Raw genomic sequence first — 24,443 nt, 5'->3', positions numbered from 1 at the left:
GATTGCAGCCTCCCACATAGGCAAGAGACGCGACCTATTCAAACCCGCACGAGCGTTGAAAGGGTCCGTCTGCGCTGCTAACCGCGCCCCTTCTCTGAACAGGGCGAATGGACGATGGACGAGCAGAACAACGGCGGGCAACCGGTCGCGAACGGCGAGGACACCGCGCCCGCGGCGGGCCTGATCTCGCAATATGTGAAGGACCTGTCGTTCGAGAACCCGAACGCGCCCGCCATCTACCAGAGCCAGGCCCAGCCCGCGATCGACGTCCAGTTCAACATCGCCGCCGCCCAGGTCGGCGACGAAGTGCACGAGGTCACGCTCAAGATCGAGGTCCGCGCCGAGGCGGAGGGCCAGACCGCCTTCATCGTCGACCTGTCCTACGCCGGCCTGTTCGGGCTGCGGAACGTGCCGGCCGAGCACGTCCAGCCCTTCCTGCTCGGCGAAGCGCCCCGCCTCATGTTCCCCTTCGCGCGCCGCGTCGTCGCCGACACGATCCGCGACGGCGGCTTTCCGCCGCTGCTGCTCGAGCCGATCGACTTCGGCGGCCTCTACATGCAACAGCTCGAGGCGCAGCAGGACCAGCAGAGCGGCACCGGCTTCGGCCAGGCCTGATTGGGACCATACCGCATCCCCTCTCGCCGTCATGCCGGGCTTGACCCGGCATCCACGCGCGTCCGCTTACCCGCGACTGCCTCCGCGAACGGACGTACCGCGCGTGGACGCCGGCTCGAGGCCGGGGTGACGAAGAGGAAGGTGCGGACACCAACGCTCGCGCTAGCACACTCATGAACCTCGTCCGCTCGCTTACGTCGGTCGGCGGGCTGACGCTCGCCAGCCGGATGCTGGCGCTGGTGCGCGACTCGCTCCAGGCCACGTACGTCGGCGCGGGCTTCGCGTCCGACGCATTCCTAGTCGCGTTCCGCCTGCCCAACATGTTCCGCTCGTTCTTCGCGGAGGGCGCGTTCTCGGCGGCGTTCATTCCCATGTTCAACCGCAAGGTCGGCGAGGAAGGCAACCTCAATGCCGGCCTCATCTTCGCCGAACGCGCGCTGGCGGTGCTGTTCCCCGTCCTCGTTGCGATGACGGCGTTCATGATTCTCGCTGCCTGGCCGATCACCTGGTTGCTGTCGGGCGGCTTCAACGACCCGACCCCGCAGCAGTTCGAGTTCGCGGTGCTCCTGTCGCGGATCACTATCCCCTATCTGGCGCTGATCTCGCTCGTGTCGCTCCTGGGCGGCATCCTCAACTCGCTCGACCGCTATTGGGTGAACGCGGCCGCACCCATCCTGCTCAACATCGCCATGATTGCAGGCCTGTGGTTCTTCCACGGCGACGACCCGTACGAGACCGCACGCGTCCAGGCGATCTCGGTGACGGTGGGCGGCGCGCTCCAGCTCCTCTGGCTCGTGCTCGCCTGCCGCAGCAACGGCGTGAAACTGCGCCTCAGGCCGCCGCGGCTCGACGACGACGTCCGCCGCCTGTTCAAGCTCATCGTCCCCGCCGCCGCGGGCGCGGGCGCGACGCAGATCAACCTCGTCATCTCCACCGCGCTCGCGGGTTCGCTGCTCGCGCCCGGCGCGATCTCCTACATCTATTATGCGGACCGCTTGAACCAGCTGCCGCTGGGCCTCATCGGCATCGGGCTCGGCACCATCCTGCTCCCCACCATCTCGCGCCAGCTCGCCCGAGGCGAAGACGCGCAAGCGATGGACACGCAGAACCGCGGCGTGGAGCTCGCGTTGTTCCTGACGCTGCCCGCGATGGTGGCGCTGATCGTCGCGGCCGAACCGATCGTCCGCGGCCTGTTCCAGCACGGCGAGTTCACCGCGACCGACACTCGGCTGTGCGCCCAGGCGCTCGCCGCCTTCTCCATCGGCCTGCCCTCCTACGTATTGGTGAAGGTGCTGACGCCGGGCTTCTACGCCCGCGAGGACACGCGCACCCCCGTCCGGTTCGCGACGGCGTCGATCGGAATTAACATTCTCGCGAATCTCGCGTTGATTCCCACGATCGGCCATGTCGGCCCGCCGCTCGCCACCGCGCTGGCGTCGCTCGTCAACTTAGGCCTGCTTTACCGAGCCCTGCGCGCGCGCGGCCATTTCCGCGCCGACCGCCAGCTGAGCCGCCGCCTGCCCCGCCTCGCCGTCGCCGCACTGCTCATGGGTGCGGCGATCTACGGGCTCGACAGGCTGCTCAACCCCTACCTCACCGGCTCCGTCCTAGAACGGATCGCCGCGCTGGCGGTGCTGGTCGCGGGCGGCGGCGCGATCTACGGCGCGGCCTGCTTCCTCACCGGGGCCTTCCGCCCCTCCGATCTCAAGGCGCTCCTGCGCCGCCGATCGTCGCCCAAGACAGGATGATAGAATGCGCGTCGTTTCCGGCATCCAGCCCACCGGCAACCTGCACCTCGGCAATTATCTGGGCGCGATTCGGCAGTGGGTCGCGATGCAGGACGGGATGGGCGCGGGCGACGAGTGCCTGTTCTTCCTCGCCGACCTCCACGCGCTCACCGTCTCGATCGACCCCACCGAACTGGCGTCGAATACGATCGAGATGGCCGCGACGCTGCTCGCCGCCGGCATCGACCCCGACCGCTCGATCCTGTTCAACCAGTCGCGCGTGCCCGCCCATTCGGAGCTCGCCTGGATCCTGGGCGGCACGGCCAGGATCGGCTGGCTCAACCGCATGACGCAGTGGAAGGACAAGGCCGGCAAGAACCGCGAAGGCGCGTCGGTCGGGCTGTTCACCTATCCCGTTCTCCAGGCCGCCGACGTCCTCGCCTATCAGGCGACGCACGTCCCCGTCGGCGACGACCAGAAGCAGCATCTCGAGCTCGCCCGCGACATCGCCACCAAGTTCAACACCGACTTCGGCGTCGAGCTGTTCACGCTGCCCGAGCCCTTCGTCTCCACATCCGCCCCGCGGATCATGAGCTTGCGCGACGGTTCGGCCAAGATGTCGAAGTCCGATCCGTCCGACATGAGCCGCATCAACCTTTCCGACTCGGACGACGAGATCGCCGCCAAGTTCCGCAAGGCTCGCACCGACCCCGACCCGCTGCCCGACAACGCCGAGGCGCTCGGTGAGCGGCCCGAGGCGCGAAACCTGGTGACGATCTACGCAGCCTTAGCGGACGAGCCGGTCGACTCGGTGCTCGGCCGATTCGCCGGCCAGGGCTTCGGTCGGTTCAAGCCCGCCCTCGCCGACCTCGCGGTCGCGACGCTCGCGCCGATCCGCGACCGGACGGCCGCGCTGCTCGCCGACCGTGCGGCGGTCGCGTCGGCGCTCGCGCGGGGTGCCGAGCGGGCGCGGGATCTGGCAGCGCCGACGCTGCTGGCGGCGCAGAAGGCAGTCGGCCTGCAAGTCTGAGTGCGGCGCGCAGCAGCAGCGCCGCCCAGGCCCTCAGAACCCTGAGGACCGCACCCACGGCTCAGGCCTCCAGCTGCCGCAGCAGCACGCGCACCGCGCCGTCGACCTCGCGGTCCTGATCGCGCAGTTCCTCGATCTTGCGCACGGCGTGGATCACCGTCGAGTGGTCGCGACCGCCGAACTTGCGCCCGATCTCGGGCAGCGAGCGCGTGGTCAGCCGCTTGGCGAGGTACATCGCGATCTGCCGCGGCCGCGCCACCGCGCGCGCGCGGCGGGCGGAAACTAGATCTAGTGGCTTAAGGTCGAAATGCTTGGAGACGAGCTTCTGGATCTCATCGATCGTGACGCGCCGCTGCGCGCCCCGGAGCGCGTCGCCCAGCGTCGCCACCGCGAAGTCGACGTCGATCCGCTCGCCCGTCAGCTGGGCATAGGCGGCGACGCGGTTGAACGCGCCTTCCAACTCGCGGATCGACGAACCGATGCGGTCGGCGAGCAGGTCTAGCACTTGCGGGGGTACGGGCAGGCCGAGGTCGGCGACGCGGCGCTCCAGCACCGCGCGGCGCAAGCTCGGCTCCGGCGCCTTGATGTCGGCGACGAGGCCCAGGCCCAGCCGGCTCACCAGCCGCGCCTCGACGCCGTCCAGCGCCTGGGGGCAGCGGTCGGCCGAGATGACGAGGCGCTTGCCCGCCGCCATGATCTCGTTGACGGTGTGGAAGAACTCCTCCTGCGTCGCGTCCTTGCCCGCAATGAACTGGAGGTCGTCGATCAGCAGCAGGTCGGCACCCCGCAGCCGCGATTTGAACGCGTAGGTGTCCCGCGCGCGCATCGCCGACACGAAGTCGAACATGAAGCGCTCGGCGGACATGCAAAGCACCACCGCGTCGGGGCTGTGGCGCAGATACTCGTGCCCGATTGCGTGCATCAGGTGCGTCTTGCCCAGCCCCGTGCCCGAGTGGAGGAACAAGGGGCTGAAGCGTGGGCTCCCCGGCTCGGCGAGCGCGCGGGCGGCGTTGAACGCCACCATGTTCGAATTGTCGACGACGTAGCGGTCGAAGGTGAAGCGCGGGTCGAGCGTGGGGCGTTCAGCGGCGACTCGGGGCTCCGGGCTCGGCGCGACCGGCTGGGGCGACTGCGCCGCCGGCGCGGGCTCGACCGCCAGCACGGACACGGCCGCATTGGCGGACCGGGTCTCGATCGACACCGAACGGACCTGCGGCAGTTGCTGGCGGAACTCCAGCAGCAGGCGGTCGGCATAGTGGTTGCGGACCCAATTGGTCGCGAACGGCGTCGGCAGCGTCAGGCGCACCGTGTCCGCGTCGCCGCCGTCCACGAGATCCATCGGCTTCAGCCACTGCTCGAACAGGCGCTGGCCGGCCGACTCGCGCAAGGAGGCACGCACCCGGGTCCAGGCCCTGGCCTGCTCGCTCTCCCGCGTCATCATCCGCCCCTGGTTCACGCGCATCTCTCCTCCCGGCCGGACGCGTCGATCGCGCCGGGCCGGCAATTCAGATCGGCAAAGTCTTCCCCACCGCCGAGTCAGGCCGACTCGACGTCAAAGTAACCGCTGCTGGTCAGTCCGCGCACGGTGATCACCGGCGCTGGTTCGGTCAGTTATGCGCCCATCAACGAGGCGATCAAGTCGCCGCTCCGACCCTAAACTGAAATAAACCGGATTGACTTGCTGTTTGCCGCAGAAATGCGTCGAAAAAAATGACAAGCCATTGAGAACGCTAGGATTAACTCACGCCCGAGCCGCCCGACTCACGCGAGTCGGCTGATTCGACCTGCGACGAATCGCCCGAATTCAGCGCTTTGCCGAAGCGTTTCCGACCTGTTCCGGAGACGCGAAAAGGCCCGCCGGAGCCAGCTCCGACGGGCCTTCCGATGGTTAACGGCGGGCCGTTTCAGGCCAGCGCGGACAGGCGCTTGGTCAGGCGCGAGAACTTGCGGCTGGCGGTGTTCCTGTGAAGCACGCCCTTGGCGACGCCGCGCTGCAGCTCCGGCTGCACGGCGGCGAGCGCGGCGGTGGCGGCGGCCTTGTCGCCCGACGCCAGCGCGGCCTCGACCTTCTTCACGAAAGTGCGGATGCGGCCGATGCGATTGCCGTTGATCTCGGCGCGACGGTCGTTGCGGCGGATGCGCTTCTTGGCCTGCGGCGTGTTCGCCATGTACGTCCTCTAGTCTCTCTGAAACGGAAAGAGAGCGCGGAAGAGGCCTTCTCGCGCTCTCGAAGTGGGCGGGCCTTAGCTTTCCGGCTCCGAATCGTCAACCGCGCTGGCAGACCGGGCACCAGAAGGTGGAGCGCCCGCCCTCTGCCCGCCGCTTCACTGTCGCGCCGCAGCCGCAAGGCTGGCCCTCCCGGCCGTACACGCGCCACTGCTTTGCGAAATAGCCGAGCTCGCCGTCGGGCTGGGCGTAGTCGCGGATCGTCGACCCGCCCGCGGCGATGGCGGCGGCGAGCACGTCGCGGATCGCGTCCACCAGCCGCTCCAGCCTGGGCAGCGCGATACGCCCGCCCGCCCGGTTCGGCGCGATGCGCGCCATGTGCAGCGCTTCGCAGACATAGATGTTGCCCAGCCCCGCCACGACCCGCTGGTCGAGCAGCAGCGCCTTCACCGGCGCGCTCCGCCCGTCGAACGCATCGTATAGATGGCGGGCCGACAGAGCCTCGCCCAGCGGCTCCGGCCCTATGGCGGCGAAAGGCGGGTACGCCGCCAGCGCGTCGGTGCGGACCAGGTCGACGAAGCCGAACCGCCGCGGGTCGTTGAGCGCGGCGACGCGGCCCGCTCCGGTCTCGATCAGCAGGTGGTCGTGCTTGTCCGCCTCGCTCGGATCGACGCGCCAGCGGCCCGACATGCCGAGGTGGAAGACGAGCGTGTCCTCGCGGTCGGTGTGGATCAGCCCATACTTCGCGCGCCGGCCGAGCCCCGTGACGGTCGCGCCGGTGAGCCGCTGGCCCAGGTCGGCGGGGAACGGGTAGCGCAGGTCGGCGCGGCGCATCACCACGCTCGCAAGGCGCTGGCCTTCCAAAACCGGCGCGAGCCCGCGCACGGTGATTTCGACTTCGGGGAGTTCGGGCACGGGCGGGAGCTAAGAGCCGTTTGCCCCGCCCACAAGGCCGGGCTAGGGCGTGGCGCCATGAACGACACCGTCTCCTTCGGCTACGAGGACGTCACGCGCGAGGAGAAGACCGCGCGCGTCGGCGGCGTGTTCACGTCCGTCGCGAGCCGCTACGACCTGATGAACGACGCCATGTCGGCGGGCATGCACCGGCTGTGGAAGGACCGCTTCGTCCGCCGCGTCCAGCCCCGTGGCGGCGAGCAGATCCTCGACATGGCGGGCGGCACGGGCGACATCGCGTTCCGGCTCGCCAAGTCGGGCGCGAGCGTCACCGTCGCCGACATCAACCCGTCCATGCTGGAGGTCGGCATCGAGCGCGCCGCCGAGCGCGGCATCGACGGCCTCGTCTGGACGGAGGCGAACGCGGAGACGCTGCAGTTCCCCGACCGCTTCTTCGACGCCTACACCATCGCCTTCGGCATCCGGAACGTGACGGACATCCCGGCCGCGCTCCGCGAGGCGCACCGCGTGCTGAAGCGCGGTGGACGGTTTTTCTGCCTGGAGTTCTCCACCGTCACCTGGCCGGGCTTCGCCGACGTGTACGACGCCTACTCGCACCACCTGGTGCCGCGGCTCGGTAACCTGCTCGCGGGCGACGCCGACAGCTACCGCTATCTGATCGAGTCGATCCGGCGCTTCCCCGACATGCCCACCTTCGAGCGCATGATCGGCGAGGCGGGTTTCGTGCGCACGCGAGTCGAGCCGATCATGGGCGGGCTGGTCGCGATCCACTCCGGGTGGCGGATCTGACGCGTTGACGTCCACCGCGACGCACGTCTTCCGCCTCGTCCGCTGGGGCCGCATCCTGGCGCGCCACGGCGCGCTGCTCGGCATCGAGCGCGACCCGAACGCGCCTGCCCGCCTGAAGCGGCTCGCGCGCCTCGCCCGTTTCGGCGCACGCCTGCCCGCCCGGCCGCGCTACGCCGAGGCGTTCCAGGCGATCGGCCCCGCCGCGATCAAACTCGGCCAGACGCTCGCCACGCGGCCCGACATCGTCGGCGAGGACGCCGCGCGCGACCTACAGCGCCTCCAGGACCGGCTCCCGCCCCTGCCCTTCCCTGCGATCCGCGCCCAGATGGAGCGCAGCTTTCGCCGCCCCGTCTCCGACCTGTTCCTCTCGGTCGAGGAGGAGCCCGTCGGCGCCGCGTCCGTCGCCCAGGTCCACCGCGCGGTGACGACCGAGGGCGCCCAAGTCGCGGTCAAGGTGCTCCGCCCCGGCGTCGAGGAGGAGTTCGCCGACGCCATCGAGACCTACGAATGGGCCGCCGCCCAGGCCGAGGCGATGGGCGGCGAGCTCGCCCGCCTGCGCCCGCGCCTGACGATCGAGACGTTCAAGCGCTGGACGCAGCGCGAGCTCAACTTCCGCCGCGAAGCCGCCTCCGCGTCCGAACTCGCCGAGGCGATGACCGCGGAGCCGGACTTCACCGTCCCCACGATCGACTGGCGGCGCACCACGACCAAAGTTCTCACTCTCGAGTGGATCGACGGGATCAAGCTGTCGCACCGCCAAGCGCTCCTTGAGGCCGGTTACGACACCGCCGCCATGGCGCGCCTCCTCGTCCGCGCCTTCCTGCGCCAGGCGATCGCCGAAGGCTTCTTCCACGCCGATCTCCACCAGGGAAACCTGTTCGCCATCCCCGGCGACCGCATCGCGGCGATCGACTTCGGCATCATGGGCCGTCTCACCCGCCAAGCGCGCGTGTGGCTGGCGGAGATCCTCTACGGCCTCATCACCGGCGACTACCGCCGCGTGGCGGAGATCCATTTCGAGGCGGGCTACGTCCCCCAGCACCATGACGTGGGCGAGTTCGCGACCGCGCTGCGCGCGGTGGGCGAGCCGATGCGGGGCATGGCCGCCCGCGACATGTCGATGGGCGGCATGCTCGACACGCTCTTCTCGATCACGCGCGACTTCGACATGGTCACGCAACCCCATCTGCTACTACTCCAGAAAACCATGGTCGTCGTGGAGGGCGTCGCGACCGCGCTCGATCCCGACATCAACCTCTGGGAGGTCGCCGAACCCTATTTGCGCGAGTGGGTCCGCAGCGAGCTCGGCCCCGAGGCGCTGGTGGCCGACCGCCTCGTCAAGGACGCGCGCACGCTGGCCCTGCTGCCCGAGCTCGTCCGCCGCGTGGAGAGCCGCTACCTGCCCCCGCCGGGCGGCGAGCCGCCCGCGCCGCCGCTCGCGCGCGTCGAGGTGGTCGGCCTGAAGATCGGCTGGCGCTACGCTGCGGTAGCGCTCGTGACGGCGGCGGCGAGCGTCGCCGCGACGCTGATGGCGGTCGGGTGATCCGGGAGGCCAAGCCCTTCTGGCTTGCCCGGCCGTCGCGCTTCGCCGGCTGGCCGCGCGGATCGGCGCTGCTGACGCTCGGCGTGCTGCTGCTCGGCCTGCTCGCCTCGCTCGACGCGCTCGGCGCCGATGTCGAGTTCGACGCGAGCGCCTATGCCGGTGCGGTCGAGACGATGCGCAACGGCGGCGAGTTCCACCCCGCGCTGGCGAGCTCGCTGCGCGCCGCGGGCGAGCCGGTCGGCCTGCTCGACTTCGCGCCGCCGACGCTCGCCGTCGTCGCCGCGAGCCTGCCCGGCTGGGCGCTGTCGGCTTTGCTGTTCGCGCTGGCGGGCGCGGTGTTCATGGCCTGGGCGCCGCAGCTCCAGGCGGCGACGCGCGGGCGGGGCCGCTGGGCGGCCCCGCTGCTGCTGGCGGCGGGGCTCGCGACCTATATCTGGCTGTCGCCCGTCGCACCTCCCGCGCTCGCGGCCGACCATAGCATCTATCTCCGCCCGCTGCTGCTCCATGCGCCCGAAGCCTGGGCGGGCCTCTTCGTCGCGCTATCGCTAGGGCTATGGGCGCGGGGTGGCTGGCTGGAGGCGGCGGCGTTCGGGCTGGCGGCAGGCGTGGTGCGCGAGGTCGCGGGCGCCTATCTCCTCGTGATGCTTCTCTTCGCCCTCCGGACCGGCCCGCGACGCGAGGCGAGCGCCTGGGCGCTGGCGCTCGCCGTGCTGGCCGGCGTCGTCGCGGTCCACTGGCGCGCGGTCGGCGGCGAGTTCGGCCCGCTGGACCGCACGAGCGTGTGGGAGTTCAACGGCTTGGGCGCGTTCGTTCAGGCGCTCGCGCAAGCGTCGCCGCTCTCCGTTCTGCCGCTCTGGCTCGCCGCACCCGTGATCGTGCTGGCGGCATTCGGCTGGATCGCCCGGAGCGCGCCCGTGGCCCTGCGCGTGGCTACGACGCTCGCGGCGCTGGCGGCGCTCCACGCGCTCGCGCCCGGCGCGGATGCAGGGTGGGCATACTTGATCGCCGCACTACTCCTCGTCGGGCTCGCCTTCGCGCCCGACGGCCTGCGCGACCTTCTCCGCGCAGCGGTCGGCGACCGGCGCCGGATCACCGTCAGGCGGGTCGTTCGGTGAAGCGTGTCCTCCTCATCGTCGGTGGTGGCATCGCAGCGTACAAGTCGTGCGAGCTCGTCCGCCTGCTCCGAAAGCGCGGCCACGCGGTGCGCTGCGTGCTGACGGAGGGTGCGAGCCACTTCGTCACCCCGATGACGCTCGCCGCCCTGTCCGAGGACCAGGTCTACACCTCGCTCTGGGACCTCAAGGACGAGCATGAGATAGGCCATATCCAGCTCAGCCGCCAAGCCGACCTCGTCGTCGTCGCCCCCGCCACCGCCGACCTCCTGGCGCGCATGGCGGGAGGCCACGCGGACGACTTGGCGACTACCGTGCTCCTCGCCACCGACAAGCCAGTGCTCGCCGCGCCTGCGATGAACGTGCGCATGTGGCTCCACCCCGCGATGAGGCGCAACGTCGAGCGGCTGCGCGCTGACGGCGTCGCGATCATGGAGCCCGAAGAGGGCGCGATGGCCTGCGGCGAATGGGGACCCGGCCGGCTCCCCGAACCGGAGGCGATCGCGGACGAGATTGAACGGCGTCTTTCGCCTGGGCCTAAGCCGCTCGCCGGCCGCCACGCCCTCGTCACCGCCGGCCCGACGCACGAGCCGATCGACCCCGTGCGCTACATCGCCAACCGCTCGTCCGGTAAACAGGGCTTTGCTACCGCCGCCGCGCTCGCCAGCCTCGGCGCGCGCGTCACGCTCGTCGCGGGACCCGTGACGCTGTCCACGCCCGCCGGCGTCGACCGCATTGATGTCGAGACTGCGCAGGAGATGGCCGACGCGGTCGAGACCGCCCTGCCCGCCGACGTCGCCGTCATGGTCGCCGCCGTCGCCGACTGGCGCGTCGCCCCGGCGGCGCAGAAGGTCAAGAAGGGCGAGGCCGCGCCCGAGCTCCGGCTCGTCGAGAACCCAGACATCCTGGCCGGCCTCGCCCGCTCGCCCCGCCGGCCGGCGCTGCTGATCGGCTTCGCGGCGGAGACGGAGCGCGTCGTCGAGCACGCGACGGCCAAGCGCCTGCGCAAGGGCGCGGACTGGATCGTCGCCAACGACGTGTCGGGCGATGTGATGGGCGGCGATTCGAACGCGGTCCACCTCGTAACCGCTGCGGGCGTGGAGGAGTGGCCCCGCGTCAACAAGGCCGAGGTGGCCCGGCTGCTCGCCCGGCGCATCGCGGACGCGCTCGGAAACCCGGGTTAACATTGTTCAAGCAATACGTGTTCGCAACGATTTCCGCCCTGCGCTATAGTCGGACGCGATGATCCGCGTGCCCGTTCTTCGCCTGCCGCACGGCGCCGGCCTGCCGCTCCCCGCTTACGCCACCGCGGGCGCGGCGGGGATGGACGTGGTCGCGGCGGAGGACGTGGTGCTGCCGCCCGGCGGCCGGTATGCGGTGGCGACCGGCTTTGCGGTGGCTGTTCCCGAAGGCTACGAAGTGCAGGTGCGGCCGCGCTCCGGCCTCGCGCTCAAGCACGGCGTCACCTGCCTCAACACGCCCGGCACCGTCGACAGCGACTATCGCGGCGAGGTGAAGGTGATCCTCGCCAATCTCGGCCAGGAACCCTTTCACGTGACCCGCGGCGAGCGGATCGCGCAACTCGTCCCCTGCCCCGTCACCCGCGCCGAGCTGCACGAGGCGGACGCGCTCGACGGCACCGCCCGGGGTGCAGGCGGGTTCGGATCGACAGGACGGTGACCGTGCTGGCGGCCCTGCTCCTTCAGGCCGCCGCGCCGCCCCCCATGCCGCCCGCTGACTGGACCAATCTGCCGGAGTTGCCGGTGCCCGCTGCGTCCGGGCCGGTCTCCTCCAGCTTCGTGCGCCGCGAGGTCGCCCGGAACCGCTGCCAGGTCGCGTTCGACGGTGTCGTCGCGGAGATCGAAGCGCCCGTCGCCGTGCTGGTGGACGAGGCCGGCGCGGTGCAGCGCGTCGTGCCGCGCGCGATCGACTGCCCGATCGTCGAGCAGTACACGGCGGGATACGTCTCCTCGCTCGCCCGCCGCGCGGGCGTGCTCAAGCCGGGCTGGTACAAATTCACCATGACCTATCGTTGGCAGGGTTGATCTTCTCCGACAACGAACTCGCCCGCTACGCCCGCCACATCGTCCTCCGGGAGTTCGGGGCCGCCGGCCAGGCGCGGCTCAAGGCCGCCTCGGTGGCTGTGGTGGGTGCGGGCGGCATCGGCTCGCCGGCGATCCAGTATCTGGCGGGCGCGGGCGTCGGTCGGCTCATCATCATCGACGACGACCGCGTTGACGCCTCCAACCTTCAGCGCCAGACGATCTACGCGACCGGCGACTCGGGCGCGCTCAAGGTCGAGGCGGCGCGCGCCGCCGTCGAACGCCTGAACCCGCACGTCATCGTGGAAACCCGCTCGGCCCGAGTCGACGCGGGCAACGCCGCCGCGCTGATCGCCGGCGCGGACGCGGTGCTCGACGGCTGCGACAATTTCGCGACCCGGTTGGCGGTCGCCGACGCCGCGCTCGCCGCGCACGTGCCACTCGTCTCGGCGGCGGTGGCGCAGTTCGAAGGCCAGCTCGCCGTCTATCGCGGCTGGGAACGCGCCCTCCCCTGCTACCGCTGCTTCGTCGGCGCCGCCCCGGAACGCGATGGCGGCACCTGCGCCGAGGACGGCGTACTCGGCCCCGCAGCCGGCGTGCTGGGCACGCTAGCCGCCCTGGAGGCGGTGCGCGCCGTCGCGCCGTTTGGCGAGGACTCGACGGGCAAGCTGCTGCTCGTCGACCTGTTGGCGGGACGGTTCCGGACGATACGGTTGCCCAAGGACCCCGGCTGTCCCGCGTGCGGGGCGTCCGGGACCTAGCTCACCCGCGCCCGCGCGAACTCCCTCACCGCCGGCCCGATATCGTCCCGCTCCAGCGCCAGCGCGAGGTTCGCCTGGATATACCCGGCCTTGTCGCCGCAATCGTAGCGCTCGCCATCGAACGTGTAGCCGTGGAACGGCTGCTTCCCGATCAGCTGCGCCATCGCGTCCGTCAGCTGGATCTCGCCGCCCGCGCCCTTCACCGGGTTGTCGAGCACGCGCATCACCTCCGGCTGCAGGATGTAGCGGCCGGGGATCATCAGGTTCGACGGCGCGGTCCCCTGCGCGGGTTTCTCGACCAGCGCGGTGACTTCCGTCAGCCGCCCATCGACGCGGCCCGGCGAGATCACGCCGTATTTGTGCGTCTCCTCATCCGGCACCTCCAGCGCGCCGACGATGTTGCCGCCCACTTTTTCATACGCCACGACCATTTGCGCCAGGAAGTTGGGACTGCCTTTCATCAGCTCGTCGGGCAGCAGCACCGCGAAGGGCTCGTCGCCGACGATGTCGCGCGCGCACCAGACCGCGTGGCCCAGCCCCAGCGGCTCCTGCTGGCGGACATAGACGGGCGATCCCGGCTTCTGCCGGATGCCCTCGATCGCGGCCAGCGACTTGCCGCGCTGCGTCATCGTCGCCTCGAGCTCGTACGAGATGTCGAAATGATCCTCCAGCGCGCCCTTGCCGCGGCCGGTGACGAAGATGATCTGCTCGACGCCCGCCTCCAGCGCCTCCTCGACCGCGTACTGGATCAGCGGCTTGTCGACGACGGTCAGCATCTCCTTGGGCATCGCCTTGGTGGCGGGGAGGAACCGGGTGCCGAGACCGGCGACGGGGAAAACGGCCTTGCGAACGGGCTTGAAGCTCATGAGTCCTCCCTTTTCGGCCCCGCGCATAACGGCCTTGCTGCGCCGCCGCAATTGACCTGGGCTTAAGATCGGACGGTTAAGGGACGCGCTATGAAGCGCCCCATGATTCTCGTCGTGTTCGGCACCCGTCCCGAGGCGATCAAGCTCTTCCCCGTCGTCCGCGCGCTTCGCGAGGCGGGGGCCATGGAGGTCCGCACCTGCGTCACCGCGCAGCATCGCGGGCTGCTCGACCAGGTGCTCGCCATCGCCGACCTCGCGCCCGACCGCGACCTCGACCTGATGGAGCCGGGGCAGACGCTCGATCGCCTCACCGCGCGGCTGCTCACCGGATTGGGCAAGGTGATGGACGCGGAGAAGCCCGACCGCGTGCTCGTCCAGGGCGACACCGCCACCGCCATGGCCGGCGCACTGGCCGCCTACTACCGCCGAGTGCCCGTCGGTCATGTCGAGGCGGGCCTGCGCTCCCACGACATCTACCACCCCTGGCCCGAGGAGGTGAACCGCCGCATCGTCGCGCCGATCGCGGACCAGCATTTCGCCCCGACGGAGACCGCCGCGGACGCGCTGCGGCGTGAGAGCATCGACCCGCAAACCATTCACGTCACGGGCAATACCGTCATCGACGCGCTCCACTGGACGCGCGGCCGCATCGACGCCGACCCGAGCCTCGCCGCGGGGCTCGACGGCGTCGCCGAGCGTTTCCGGGGCAAGCGGGTCGTGCTCGTCACCACGCACCGTCGCGAGAATTTCGGCGGCGGCATGGAGTCGATCGCGCGCGCCATCGGCCGCATCGCCGAGCGTCCGGACGTGGCGGTGCTCTTCCCCGTCCACCCCAACCCGAACGTCGTGTCGGTGATGGACCGGTTGTTGGGGGACCGCGACAACGTCGCCCGCATCGACCCGCTCGACTACCCGCACTTCATCCGCGCGCTGGGCCTATGCCACCTCGCCCTCTCCGACTCGGGCGGCGTGCAGGAGGAGGCGCCCGCGCTCGGCAAGCCCGTGCTCGTCATGCGCGAGACCACCGAGCGCCCCGAAGGCGTCGCCGTCGGCACCGCCAAGCTCGTGGGCAGTGACGAGGACCGCATCGTTTCCGAAGTCTTCACCCTTTTGGACGATGACCGGGCGTACGGAGCGATGGCCCGCGCCCACAATCCGTTCGGCGACGGCCACGCGGCAGGCAGGATCGCGGAGGTAGTCGCGCGTGGTTTCGGACTCTGAACTCCAGGTCGTCGTCCTAGGGCTCGGTTACATCGGCCTTCCCACCGCCGCGGTGATCGCGCGGACGGGCGCGCATGTGCTGGGCGTCGACGTATCCGCATCGGTGGTCGACACCGTCAACTCGGGCCGCGTTCATATCGAAGAGGTGGACCTGGACGGCCTCGTCTCCGGCGTCGTCGCGCGCGGCACGCTCCGGGCGTCGACGCAGATCGCGCCGGCCGACGTGTTCGTCATCGCCGTGCCGACGCCCTTCGGCAACGATCACGCGCCCGACATCACCTACGTCCTCCAGGCGGCGACCTCGGTCGCGGCGGTGCTGAAGCCGGGCGACACGGTGATCCTCGAATCGACCTCGCCCGTCGGCACGACCGAGCAGGTGCGCGACCTCCTCGCGCGGCTCCGGCCCGACCTGAAGGTGCCCGGCCGCACGGGCGAGCAGGCGGACATCGCCGTCGCCTACTGCCCCGAACGCGTGCTCCCCGGCCGCATCCTCCAAGAGCTGATCGACAACGACCGCGTGATCGGCGGCGTCACCCCGCGTTGCGCGCGCAAGGCGCTCGCCTTTTACCGCCGCTTCGTCCGCGGCGCGTGCGTGACGACCAACGCGCGCGCCGCCGAGATGACCAAGCTGACGGAGAACGCCTTCCGCGACGTCAACATCGCCTTCGCCAACGAGCTGAGCCTCGTGGCGGACACGATGGGCGTCGACGTGTGGGAGGTGATCCGGCTCGCCAACCGCCACCCGCGGGTCAACATCCTCAACCCCGGCCCCGGCGTCGGCGGCCACTGCATCGCCGTCGACCCCTGGTTCCTCGTTCATGCCGACCCGGCCAACACGCCGCTGATCCGCACCGCGCGCCAGGTCAACGACGGCAAGACGGACCATGTCGTCGCCCAGGCCGCCGCGCTGATCGAGAGCGCACCCGGCCCGGTCGCCTGCATGGGCCTCGCGTTCAAGGCCAATATCGACGACTTCCGCGAGAGCCCGGCGCTCAAGGTGGCGCTCACGCTCGCCGAGCGGTTCGGCGACCGCATCCGCGTCGTCGAGCCCTATGCCCGCGCGCTTCCCGCCGCCTTCGCCGGCACGGGCGCGGTCCTGACGGACGTGGACACCGCGATCGAGACCTGCCCCGTCATGATCGTGCTCGTCGACCACGACGTCTTCCGCTCCGTGCCGCTGGAGGAGCGGGCCACCAAGCTGGTGCTCGACACGCGCGGCATCTGGCCGGACCAGCCGCGTCGCCGCGCCCAGCCCGCGCTGCGGGTCGCCGTCTAGCGCCGGTCAGCCGTCCACGAGCAGGTCGGCCAGGGCCCGGCTCTTCTCGCGCCCGTCATAGTGCCGCTCGGCGAAGCGGCGGCCTTCCCGGCCCATGGCGACGATCTCGTCCGGGTGCTCGATCAGGCGAGTCATCGCGCGCGCGAGGTCGGGAACGTCTCGCGGCCGGACGATCAGCCCCGTCCGTCCGTCCTCCACCGTGTCGCGGCAGCCCACCACGTCCGTGGTGATCACCGGCTTGGCCATCGCGGAGGCCTCCTGGCTGCTACGCGGCAGCCCCTCGCGGCACCAGGCGGGCAGCACGAACGCGCTCGCCGCCGCGAGCATGCCCCGCACGTCCTCGACATGGCCGGGCCACTCGATCGCGCCCCGCGCAACCCAGGGTTCGATGTCCTCGCGCGCGAGCGAGTCGGGATTGGCGTCGAAATCGCCGAGCAGCACGAACCGGGCCCGGGGGTGGCGCTCCTTCACCAGCGCGGCGGCTTCCGCATACTCCAGCACCCCCTTGCCGCGCAGCAGCCGCGCCATCAGCAGAAAAGTCGGCGGGTCGGTGACGGGCGGCGCGGGCGCGAACTGGTCCAGGTCGACACCGATCCCGCCGATATTGACCACCTTGCCCGGCGCGACCAGCCGCCCGGCGAGGAAGAAGGCTTGATCGTCGCGGTTCAGGAACACGACCCGGTGCGCGCCCGCGAACGCCGCCCGGTACAGCCCGCGGGCGAGCAGCTTGACGAGCTTGCGCCGCCCGCTCTCGCCCGCGCTGCTGTCGAACACGAATCCCAGCCCCTCAACCATCGCGACGCGCCGCTTCACGCCCGCCGCGCGCGCCGCCAGCATGCCGTAGACGTTGGGCTTGGCGAAATAGGTCAGCACCGCGTCGGGCCGCAGCCGCCGCAGCGTCGCGGTCAGCCGGACGACGTCGAGCGCGTCACGCCGCGGGCTCAGTCCCGTGCGGCTCAACGAGATGTCGACCGGCTCCGCGCCCAGCGCGCCCGCGCGCCGTCGCGTCGCATCGTCCCAATCGGGCGCGAGCGCCAGCACCCGGTGCCCGCGCCGCTTGAGCTCCTCGATCAGCATGCCGCGAAAGTTCGCGACCGAATAGGCGCCGCTGGTCACCAGCGCGACGGTGCTCACCGCCGCGCCTCCGACGCGACGGACGCGAACAGGTCGACCAGCGCGGCGCCCGCGACGTCGATCGAGTAACGCTCCTCGACGCGGCGGCGCCCCGCCTGCCCCATCGCTTCCGTGCGCGCGGGATCGGCGGCGAGCATCCGGATCGCCTCCGCCCACTCGGCCGGCGTAGTGGCGAGCAGCCCGACCTCCCCGTCCACGATCTCCGCGTTGACGCCCACCGGCGACGCGATCACCGCCCGCCCGCTCGCCATGTACTGGATCAGCTTATAGCCGCACTTGCCCCGCTCGAAGGAGCGGTCGGGCAGCGGCATGACGCCGACGTCGACCGTCGAGAGCAGCCGCGCCTCGCTGTCCTCGCTCCAGTCGTGCGCCTCCTGCTCGACCGGGAAGCCGTCGAGCCGCGGCGCGCCGATCGTCACCAGGGTGACGGGCGCCTCGTCGCCCAGCAGGCGGATCGCGTCGGCCACCACCGACAGGTAGCGGGCGTTGGCGGGCGTGCCGATCCAGCCCAGCCTCAGGCTCGCGCCCCGCGCGCGCGGCCTCGGGTCGTAACGGCGCGGGTCCACCACGGTCGGCACCGTCACGACGCGCCGCGCGCCGTGCTCCGCCATGTAGCGGGCGAGGTAGGAGTTGCCCGGCGTCGCCGCCGCCGATCCCCTGAGCGATGCGTCGAACTTGCGGCCCAGGACCCGCCGCACCGCGGAGCAGGGGTGGCGGTCGTAGCGGTGGAACACCGCGTCGTCCCAGTCGACCACGTACGGGATGCGCCGCGCCCTGAGCGCCCGCTCGAAGCCGCCCGGCAGGAACGGGAACAGCTCGCGCTCGATCCAGACCAGGTCGGCCCGCTCCCGCGCCAGCGCCGCCGTGCGCCGGGCGTAGGCGCGGAGCGAGCTCAGCTTCGACTTCGAACCGCTGCCGAACAGCGCGCGGAGGTAATCGTCGTCGAAGAAGGGCGACGACCGCACCGTCGCACCCGCCCCCTCCAGCCGCGGCGCGAACTGGCCCATCCGGAGCCGGCTGCTCGGACCGAGCTCGCCGTAACGCGGCAACATGAGGATGGTGCGGCCCGACAGGTCGCGCCGGAGGTCGTCGGACATGAAGGTCGAGGGAACCCGTGGTGAGCGCTCGGCCGCCCCCTAGCATCGCGCATCCGCAACGCCTAGCCGTGCGGCCCGTTGAGCAGCCGTGGCGAGATCATGGGAAGCGTATGAAGCGTAGATTGCTATTGGCGGCCGCGGTCGCGGCGCCGGCCGCCTGGTCCCTGCGCGGGCTCGCGCGCGGTGCGGCCGACGACGCGGACGGCCGAGCCTCCCTGCCCGACTTCCGGCGCGACGGCGATGTCGACGACTCGGAAGCGTTCCGCCGCGCCGCCGCGACCGGCAGGCCCGTCCACCTCCCCGCCGGCCGCGGCCGGGGACCGGGCGGCCGCTACCTCATCGCGAGCACGCCGCAGGACCGGCTTCCCTCGGGCGTGCAGGTGCTGGGCGACGGCATCGACCGCACGATCGTGGCGCGCTCCTACCGCCGTTCCGCGCCCTTCGTGTTCTTCTTCGACAGCGACTCCGCGGACCCGGCCAGGAACGGCCGGAACATGATCTTCCGCGACTTCACGATCGAGGACGAGGTCGAGAAGCGCGGCTATGCCGAGTTCGACTATCTCATCATGCTCAACGGCGTCTCGGGCGCGCGGTTCGAGCGCGTCGGCTTCCGCGGCTTCCGAGGCGACGGGCTGCACCTCGGCTCCGGCACGGTGCTCGGGCACGAGCGGCACAATCTCGACGTCTCGGTCGTCGATTGCGTGTTCGACGGCATCAACGCCAACAACCGCAACGGCATCTCGGTGATCGACTGCGACCGCCTGCTGGTCCAGGGCTGCCGCTTCCTCAACTGCTCGCGCTACGGCGACGGCACCGTTAATAAGGGCGATCCGTTCAACCCGCGCACCGGAGTCATGGCGCCCGGCCCGATCGACTTCGAACCGAACGACGACGGCTTCGCGGTGATCCGCGCCGTCACGATCCGCGACAACCTGTTCCGCGGCGGCGGCGGCTATGCCGTCACCTTGAACCTGCGCGCCAACGACCGGGTCCGGAACGCGCAGAGCGGCTTCGTGATCACCGGCAACACGATCGAGGACCGAGACGGCGCCTTCACGACCGCCGGCTATGGCGGCGACCAGGCGATCCGCGCGGATCAAGGCTATGGCGTCACTTTCTCGCGGAACACGATCCGGCGGTGCCGCACGCCGTTCATCCTCAACGGCATGCGCGGCGTGACGATGGCGGAGAACCGCTTCACCGACTGCGCCTCGCACTCGGAGATCGGCAACACCGCCTGGAACGCGGAGGTCACGCTGACGGGCAATCGGTTCGAGCGCGTCGGGCTGCGGCCCGCGGGCTACGCGCTCTGGGTGCGCGAGTGCGACCGGCTCCGGTTGGAGCGCAACGAGTTCGTCGATTGCGGTCTCGCCGACCGGCGGTTCGGCGTCGGCCTCGCCTTCGTAGGCGGGCGGATCACGCGCTTGGCGATGCTGGACAACCTTTTCTCAAGCCCCAACGGCCGGATGACGCAGACCGCGGTCGCATTCCAGGACGCGCGCATCGACGCGCGCACCGCCACCGTGGGGCCGCAGCGCGTCACCTTCGCCGCCCCGCCCGTGCGCGAGACGCTGAGGCTAGCGCCCGTCTGACCGCTTGGCGTAAGCGGCGTCCCCTGTCCCGAGGAGACGCCGTCGCCCATGCGCCTGTTGTTCGTGCACCAGAACTACCCCGCCCAGTTCAAGCATTTGGCGCCCGAGATGAAGCGCCGCGGCGCCGAAGTTGTGGCGATGTCCATGTCCGCGCCGCCCGCGGACAATCCCTTTCCCGTGCTGCGCAGCGGCAGCACGTACGGCACCAGCGCCAAGCACCCCTGGGCGCGCGACTTCGAGACCAAGGTCATTCGCGCGGAGGCGACGCTCCGCACCGCCGCCAAGCTGCGCGACGGCGGCTTCTCGCCCGACGTGATCGTGGCGCACCCGGGCTGGGGCGATTCGCTGTTCCTGAAGCAGGTCTGGCCGGAGGCGCGGCTGGGCGTCTATTGCGAGTATTTCTACCGCTCGACCGGCGGCGACCTCGACTTCGATCAGGAGTTCGGGCCGCGCACGGACCCGCTGGACGCCGTCTGCAAGTTCCGCCTGCGCAACCTGCCGCAGCGTCTCAATCTTGAGTACGCCAACGCCGGGATCTCGCCGACCGAGTTCCAGGCCGGCACCTATCCCGATCGCTACCGGCGCATGATCGACGTCATCTTCGACGGCATCGACACCGACCATGTCGCCCCCGATCCCTCCGTCCGCCTCAAGGTCGGCGGCGTCGAGGTCGCCCATGGGCAGGAGGTCATCACCTTCGTCGCGCGCAACCTGGAGCCCTATCGCGGCTACCACATCTTCGTGCGCGCCCTGCCCGAGCTGCTGCGCCGCCGCCCGAACGCGCGCGTGCTCATCGTCGGCGGCGAAGGCGTGAGCTACGGGGCCGCCCCGCTGCAAGGCAAGGGCAGCTGGAAGCAGATCTTCTGGTCGGAGGTCGCCGACCGCGTCGACCGCTCGCGCGTCCACTTCCTCGGCAATCTCGACTATTCGATGTTCCTGTCGGTGATGCGGACGTCGGCGCTCCACGTCTACCTGACCTATCCCTTCGTCCTGTCCTGGAGCCTCATGGAGGCGATGAGCATGGGCGTGCCCATCCTCGCGAGCGACACCGCGCCCCTGCGCGAGGTGGTGACGCCCGGAGAGAACGGCCTGCTCTTCCCCTTTTTCGACCCGGAGGCGCTGGTCGACGGCGCGTGCGCGCTTCTCGACGATCCTCACACCCGCGCGCGCATGGGCGCGAACGCCCGCGCGCTCGTCCACGAACGCTACGACCTGCACCAGGTCTGCCTCCCCCGCCAAATCCACTGGATCGAGAAGCTACGCGCGGCCGACCCCGTCATTCCCGACATGGATTGAGTTGGCCGCGCGCGCGGCTAAAGCGTCCCGAACCTTCTTCTCCGGAGCATCGCCTTGAACCCCGTCCTATCCGTCTTCGACTTCGTCCGACGTCTCGTGAACGGCGATCGACGTCGCGGCGAGGCGGGCTGGAAGGCGAACGACGCCTTCGTCCACCAGGCCCCCTCGGCGCAGCAGGCGGTGGACATCTTCAAAGGCGATTGGGCGTCCAAACTGCCCATCGAGGGTGTGACGAGCGGCGCGGTCGATCTGTTCGACGACACACGCATCCGCTGGCTGCTCGAACGACTGGGCGACGTCGGCGGCTGGAACGTGCTGGAGCTCGGACCCCTGGAGGGCGGTCACACCTCCATGCTGACGCAGGCCGGCGCGGCGTCCATCCTCGCGATCGAGGCGAACAAGGCGGCCTTCCTGCGCTGCCTCTTGGTCAAGGAACTGCTCGGCCTGTTGCGCGCGCATTTCGAGTTGGGCGACTTCGACGCGTTCCTGGCGCAGTCCGACCGCCGCTACGATCTCCTGATGGCGAGCGGCATTCTCTACCATATGGTCGACCCGCTCCAGACGCTGCTCAACATGGTGAAGGCGTCGGACCGCATCTTCGTTTGGAGCCACTTCGTCGACAAGGCCGCCATGCTGCCCGGCGATCGCCGCTGGCGTCCGATGACCGGCGAGGTGACGTCGCGCACGCTGGGCGACGACACCATGACCTACTATGTCCGCAGCTACCGCGGCACGGAGGCGAAGAGCGACTTCTGCGGCGGCGTCATGTCGCGCTCGATCTGGCTCGACAAGGACGAGGTGCTCGCCTTCTTCCAACGGCACGGATACGCGGTTGAGACCGCGTTCGAGGAGCCGCAGGCGGTCGCCGGCCCCTCCGTCTGCATGCTGGCGCGCCGGGCCTAGCCGCCGCGGCCGGGGTTCGCGACCACGCCCAGCCCGAGCACGGGCAGGAAGTACATCCACTGGAACACAAACGACTCGATGTACGGGTTTGTGAACGCCGCGAACGCGGCCGCCGCGAAGCCGCCCGCCATGTACACGTCCTCGGGCCGGAGCAGCCGTCCGCCGCTGCGCCGGGCCAGCTCCAGCCCGTAGACGATGAACGTGGACATATAGACGAGCGTCCCGATGAACCCGACACGCAGCAGCGTCGCCATGGGGATTACCTCATAGCGCCAGGGGAACTCGGCGCTGCGAAGATAGGGCACGCCGATGCCGTGACCCACGCCCAGGCCGTAAGACTGCTGAACGCCCTCCCATAGCGCGCCCACCTGCTCGGTGCGCTCCGACCCGCCGCCGCTGGTGAGCTCGTCGTAGAAGATTTCGAAGATCACGAAGAGGTCGAACCAGTCGACAAACAGGTCGATGACGACGAGCACCGCGAAACCGACGACGCCGAGCGTAATGGTGGGCAGCAGCACCGACAGGCCCTGACCTTCGCCGTGGCCCTTACGGATGCGGCCGCGCAGCAGAGCGCCGACGAGAGCGCCTATCGGTACCGACAGGATCAGCGCCGACCGGCCGGACGTGAGCGCACACAAGATGAGCAAGCCCGGCAGTATGAGGCGCGCGAGCCTGCCCTTGATCATTGTGGGCTGCGCGAAGACCGCACCCGTCAAGAAGATGAGCGACCCGTAGACGAGGATGCTCGCGCCCGCGAAACCCTCCGTCACGTTCACATTGGCGTTTTCGTTGAGGACGCGCACCGCCTCCACGCCGAACGCCAGGAACAGGTAGAAGAACGCCGCCACTGAGGCGATTGCGGCCCAGGTAAGCCGGATCAGGATCCTCGTCACGCGCTCCAGGCCGAACTGCTGGTACAGGACCGTGCCGATCATCAGCCACATGAACGGCGCGACGATGTAGACGATGATCGTCTGGTTGGACGCCGCCCGCGGCGCGCGGTGCACCGTGCCCAGCCAGATGTAAAAAGCGGTGATCGCGACGCCGAGCAGATAGGTCGTCATCAGCCGCTGCAGCCAATCGGATTGACGTACGACCAGGAGCGACAGGATCAGGCTCATGCCGAGCAGCGCGGCGGTGGCGACCTGGAACGAGTGCGGCACCACCACGCAGACGGCGAGCGTCAGCAGCAGTACGATTCGCGCGATCGGCGCGGCGAGGTCGCTCTTGGGAGCGACGGCGATGGGGGAAGCAACTATTCGGTTCACCGCGCCCGCTCCGTCCGACCGCGCGCCCCGCGCAGGATGCGCAACGTCTTGGGCAGGTCGCGATAGACCATACCGAAACCGCGCCACGTGAACCACAGCTCCTCGGGCGATCGCCGGAATAGCGCGCGCGCGGTGCGCGACACGGGCTCCACCAGCAACGTGGTCCCCACCACCCCGACGGCGGCGGGCTTGGGCAGGTGCTTCCAGGCGTAGATCATGTTGCTGTTCATGGCGTAAAACAGGCGGTGCGCCTTGACCTTCTCGGACGTCCCGCCCTGCTTGTGATAAGCCTCGGCGTCGACAAGGTAGTGGATGCTGTAGCCTGCGTCGTAGACGCGGCGCGAGAGGTCAAGATCCTCCAGGTACACGAAATAATCGTCGTCGAAACCGCCGATCGCCTCGAACAGCTCGCGCCGGATCAGGTAGAAGGCGCCCATCACGTGATCGACCCGCCGGCTCGACCCATGATCCCAGTCGAGCATCAGCACGGGCGGGAAGGAGCGCTTCAGCAGCCGCGTCAGGCCCAGGCTGTTGCCGATGAAGTTGCGCCAGGTCGGGAAGCGCGCGCAATGGCGATGGACATGGCCGTGCTCGTCGGTCAGCCTGACGCCGACCACGCCCACCTTCGCGTTGGCGGGATCGCGCATGAAGCCGAGCGCGCGGTCCAGCGTGTCGGGGCGCAGCTCCGCGTCCGGGTTGAAAAATAGGAGGAACGGCGCGTCCGCCCGCTCGGCCGCTAAGTTGCACGCGCGGCCGAAGCCGAGGTTCGCGCCCGCCCTGATCAGTTCCCAGTTTAGGTCCGGCACGTCCACGTCCGCCGACCCGTCCGCCGACCCGTTATCGACGACGTAGGTCCGGCGCACCGCGCCGCCGCCGTGCCGCGCGATCGACCGCAAGCAGTTCGCCAGCAGCGCCCCCGAGTTCCAGTTCACGATGATGATGTCGACGAGCGGGCCCGACGCCGCCCCACGCCGCCGGCCCCCGTCGGCCGCGTCCAGTTCCGTCATGGGCCCGCCCTATGCCCCGAACCGCACCCGTTTACCAGCCGCGGGGCGCGCGCCTCGACACGGGCGCGGGGCGGCCTATGACC

Annotated in this window: 23 protein-coding genes; 15 read left to right on the top strand and 8 right to left on the bottom strand. The window is 70.2% G+C overall.

Annotated features, from left to right (window positions below):
• Positions 1-114: 114 nt before the first annotated feature.
• The 3 genes from secB (at position 115) to trpS (ending at position 3,372) form a co-directional block, all read left to right on the top strand.
• Positions 115-615 (top strand): protein-export chaperone SecB, encoded by a 501-nt coding sequence (secB, locus tag CKY28_RS00280; protein ID WP_095996351.1) that lies wholly within the window; start codon positions 115-117, stop codon positions 613-615.
• Between the two features lie 173 nt (positions 616-788).
• The gene (gene murJ, locus CKY28_RS00275) at positions 789-2,363 is read left to right on the top strand and encodes a murein biosynthesis integral membrane protein MurJ (RefSeq protein ID WP_095996350.1); all 1,575 of its coding nucleotides are present in this window, start codon (positions 789-791) and stop codon (positions 2,361-2,363) included.
• Between the two features lie 4 nt (positions 2,364-2,367).
• Positions 2,368-3,372, top strand: coding sequence for a tryptophan--tRNA ligase (trpS, locus tag CKY28_RS00270; protein WP_095996349.1), 1,005 nt, complete (start codon positions 2,368-2,370; stop codon positions 3,370-3,372).
• Between the two features lie 61 nt (positions 3,373-3,433).
• On the opposite strand, the gene dnaA is transcribed toward trpS, so the two are convergent.
• From dnaA to mutM, 3 genes are all read right to left on the bottom strand, one after another.
• Positions 3,434-4,834 carry a chromosomal replication initiator protein DnaA gene (dnaA, locus tag CKY28_RS00265; RefSeq protein ID WP_095996348.1) on the bottom strand — a complete coding sequence of 467 codons (1,401 nt, stop codon included), beginning with the start codon at positions 4,832-4,834 and terminating at the stop codon, positions 3,434-3,436.
• A gap of 442 nt (positions 4,835-5,276) precedes the next feature.
• Positions 5,277-5,540 (bottom strand): 30S ribosomal protein S20, encoded by a 264-nt coding sequence (gene rpsT / locus CKY28_RS00260; protein WP_095996347.1) that lies wholly within the window; start codon positions 5,538-5,540, stop codon positions 5,277-5,279.
• A 97-nt stretch (positions 5,541-5,637) separates the two neighbouring features.
• Positions 5,638-6,453: a bifunctional DNA-formamidopyrimidine glycosylase/DNA-(apurinic or apyrimidinic site) lyase gene (mutM, locus tag CKY28_RS00255; RefSeq protein ID WP_095996346.1), complete on the bottom strand. Its 816-nt coding sequence runs from the start codon at positions 6,451-6,453 to the stop codon at positions 5,638-5,640.
• Between the two features lie 57 nt (positions 6,454-6,510).
• Between mutM and CKY28_RS00250 the strand changes: the two genes are divergently transcribed.
• The 7 genes from CKY28_RS00250 to CKY28_RS00220 are packed head-to-tail and all read left to right on the top strand — an operon-like array spanning position 6,511 to position 12,700.
• Positions 6,511-7,242: a class I SAM-dependent methyltransferase gene (locus CKY28_RS00250; protein ID WP_095996345.1), complete on the top strand. Its 732-nt coding sequence runs from the start codon at positions 6,511-6,513 to the stop codon at positions 7,240-7,242.
• 4 nt (positions 7,243-7,246) lie between these two features.
• On the top strand, positions 7,247-8,785 hold the full coding sequence (gene ubiB, locus CKY28_RS00245; protein ID WP_095996344.1) for a 2-polyprenylphenol 6-hydroxylase: 1,539 nt from the start codon (positions 7,247-7,249) through the stop codon (positions 8,783-8,785).
• Positions 8,782-9,900: a hypothetical protein gene (locus CKY28_RS18995; protein ID WP_095996343.1), complete on the top strand. Its 1,119-nt coding sequence runs from the start codon at positions 8,782-8,784 to the stop codon at positions 9,898-9,900. The genes ubiB and CKY28_RS18995 overlap by 4 nt, the downstream gene beginning before the upstream one ends.
• The gene (coaBC, locus tag CKY28_RS00235; RefSeq protein WP_095996342.1) at positions 9,897-11,081 is read left to right on the top strand and encodes a bifunctional phosphopantothenoylcysteine decarboxylase/phosphopantothenate--cysteine ligase CoaBC; all 1,185 of its coding nucleotides are present in this window, start codon (positions 9,897-9,899) and stop codon (positions 11,079-11,081) included. The genes CKY28_RS18995 and coaBC overlap by 4 nt, the downstream gene beginning before the upstream one ends.
• A gap of 58 nt (positions 11,082-11,139) precedes the next feature.
• A complete protein-coding gene (dut, locus tag CKY28_RS00230; protein WP_095996341.1) occupies positions 11,140-11,577 on the top strand; it encodes a dUTP diphosphatase in 438 nt (145 codons plus the stop codon).
• 2 nt (positions 11,578-11,579) lie between these two features.
• Positions 11,580-11,942 (top strand): hypothetical protein, encoded by a 363-nt coding sequence (locus CKY28_RS00225; RefSeq protein ID WP_141243821.1) that lies wholly within the window; start codon positions 11,580-11,582, stop codon positions 11,940-11,942.
• A complete protein-coding gene (locus tag CKY28_RS00220; protein WP_095996339.1) occupies positions 11,939-12,700 on the top strand; it encodes a HesA/MoeB/ThiF family protein in 762 nt (253 codons plus the stop codon). Before CKY28_RS00225 ends, CKY28_RS00220 begins: the two co-directional genes overlap by 4 nt.
• Here the strand turns inward: CKY28_RS00220 and galU are convergent.
• Positions 12,697-13,566 (bottom strand): UTP--glucose-1-phosphate uridylyltransferase GalU, encoded by an 870-nt coding sequence (galU, locus tag CKY28_RS00215; RefSeq protein WP_095996338.1) that lies wholly within the window; start codon positions 13,564-13,566, stop codon positions 12,697-12,699. The genes CKY28_RS00220 and galU overlap by 4 nt on opposite strands.
• Before the next feature lie 90 nt (positions 13,567-13,656).
• On the opposite strand from galU, the gene wecB reads away from it, so the two are divergent.
• Both wecB and wecC read left to right on the top strand, forming a co-directional pair.
• A complete protein-coding gene (gene wecB, locus CKY28_RS00210) occupies positions 13,657-14,787 on the top strand; it encodes a non-hydrolyzing UDP-N-acetylglucosamine 2-epimerase (RefSeq protein ID WP_095996337.1) in 1,131 nt (376 codons plus the stop codon).
• Complete coding sequence (gene wecC, locus CKY28_RS00205) at positions 14,771-16,063, top strand: UDP-N-acetyl-D-mannosamine dehydrogenase (RefSeq protein ID WP_095996336.1); 1,293 nt, start codon at positions 14,771-14,773, stop codon at positions 16,061-16,063. Before wecB ends, wecC begins: the two co-directional genes overlap by 17 nt.
• 6 nt (positions 16,064-16,069) lie before the next feature.
• Here wecC and CKY28_RS00200 read toward each other — a convergent pair whose 3' ends face one another.
• A complete protein-coding gene (locus CKY28_RS00200) occupies positions 16,070-17,197 on the bottom strand; it encodes a glycosyltransferase family 4 protein (RefSeq protein WP_217989536.1) in 1,128 nt (375 codons plus the stop codon).
• Entirely contained in the window at positions 17,194-18,294 is a 1,101-nt protein-coding gene (locus tag CKY28_RS00195) for a glycosyltransferase family 4 protein (protein ID WP_095996335.1), read from the bottom strand. Before CKY28_RS00195 ends, CKY28_RS00200 begins: the two co-directional genes overlap by 4 nt.
• A gap of 110 nt (positions 18,295-18,404) precedes the next feature.
• Between CKY28_RS00195 and CKY28_RS00190 the strand changes: the two genes are divergently transcribed.
• The 3 genes from CKY28_RS00190 to CKY28_RS00180 are packed head-to-tail and all read left to right on the top strand — an operon-like array spanning position 18,405 to position 22,085.
• Positions 18,405-19,886: a right-handed parallel beta-helix repeat-containing protein gene (locus CKY28_RS00190; RefSeq protein WP_095996334.1), complete on the top strand. Its 1,482-nt coding sequence runs from the start codon at positions 18,405-18,407 to the stop codon at positions 19,884-19,886.
• A 48-nt stretch (positions 19,887-19,934) separates the two neighbouring features.
• On the top strand, positions 19,935-21,182 hold the full coding sequence (locus CKY28_RS00185; protein ID WP_095996333.1) for a glycosyltransferase: 1,248 nt from the start codon (positions 19,935-19,937) through the stop codon (positions 21,180-21,182).
• Between the two features lie 54 nt (positions 21,183-21,236).
• Positions 21,237-22,085 carry a class I SAM-dependent methyltransferase gene (locus CKY28_RS00180; protein WP_095996332.1) on the top strand — a complete coding sequence of 283 codons (849 nt, stop codon included), beginning with the start codon at positions 21,237-21,239 and terminating at the stop codon, positions 22,083-22,085.
• Here CKY28_RS00180 and CKY28_RS00175 read toward each other — a convergent pair.
• Positions 22,082-23,353 (bottom strand): hypothetical protein, encoded by a 1,272-nt coding sequence (locus tag CKY28_RS00175; protein WP_095996331.1) that lies wholly within the window; start codon positions 23,351-23,353, stop codon positions 22,082-22,084. The two genes, CKY28_RS00180 and CKY28_RS00175, sit on opposite strands and share 4 nt — an antisense overlap.
• Positions 23,350-24,360, bottom strand: a complete 1,011-nt coding sequence (locus CKY28_RS00170; RefSeq protein ID WP_217989535.1) for a glycosyltransferase family 2 protein — start codon at positions 24,358-24,360, stop codon at positions 23,350-23,352. The genes CKY28_RS00175 and CKY28_RS00170 overlap by 4 nt, the downstream gene beginning before the upstream one ends.
• Positions 24,361-24,443 lie beyond the last annotated feature (83 nt).

The organism is Sphingomonas lenta (assembly GCF_002288825.1).
GTDB classification, from domain to species: Bacteria; Pseudomonadota; Alphaproteobacteria; order Sphingomonadales; family Sphingomonadaceae; genus Sphingomonas; species Sphingomonas lenta.
This window is presented reverse-complemented; position numbering and strand designations above follow the sequence as displayed.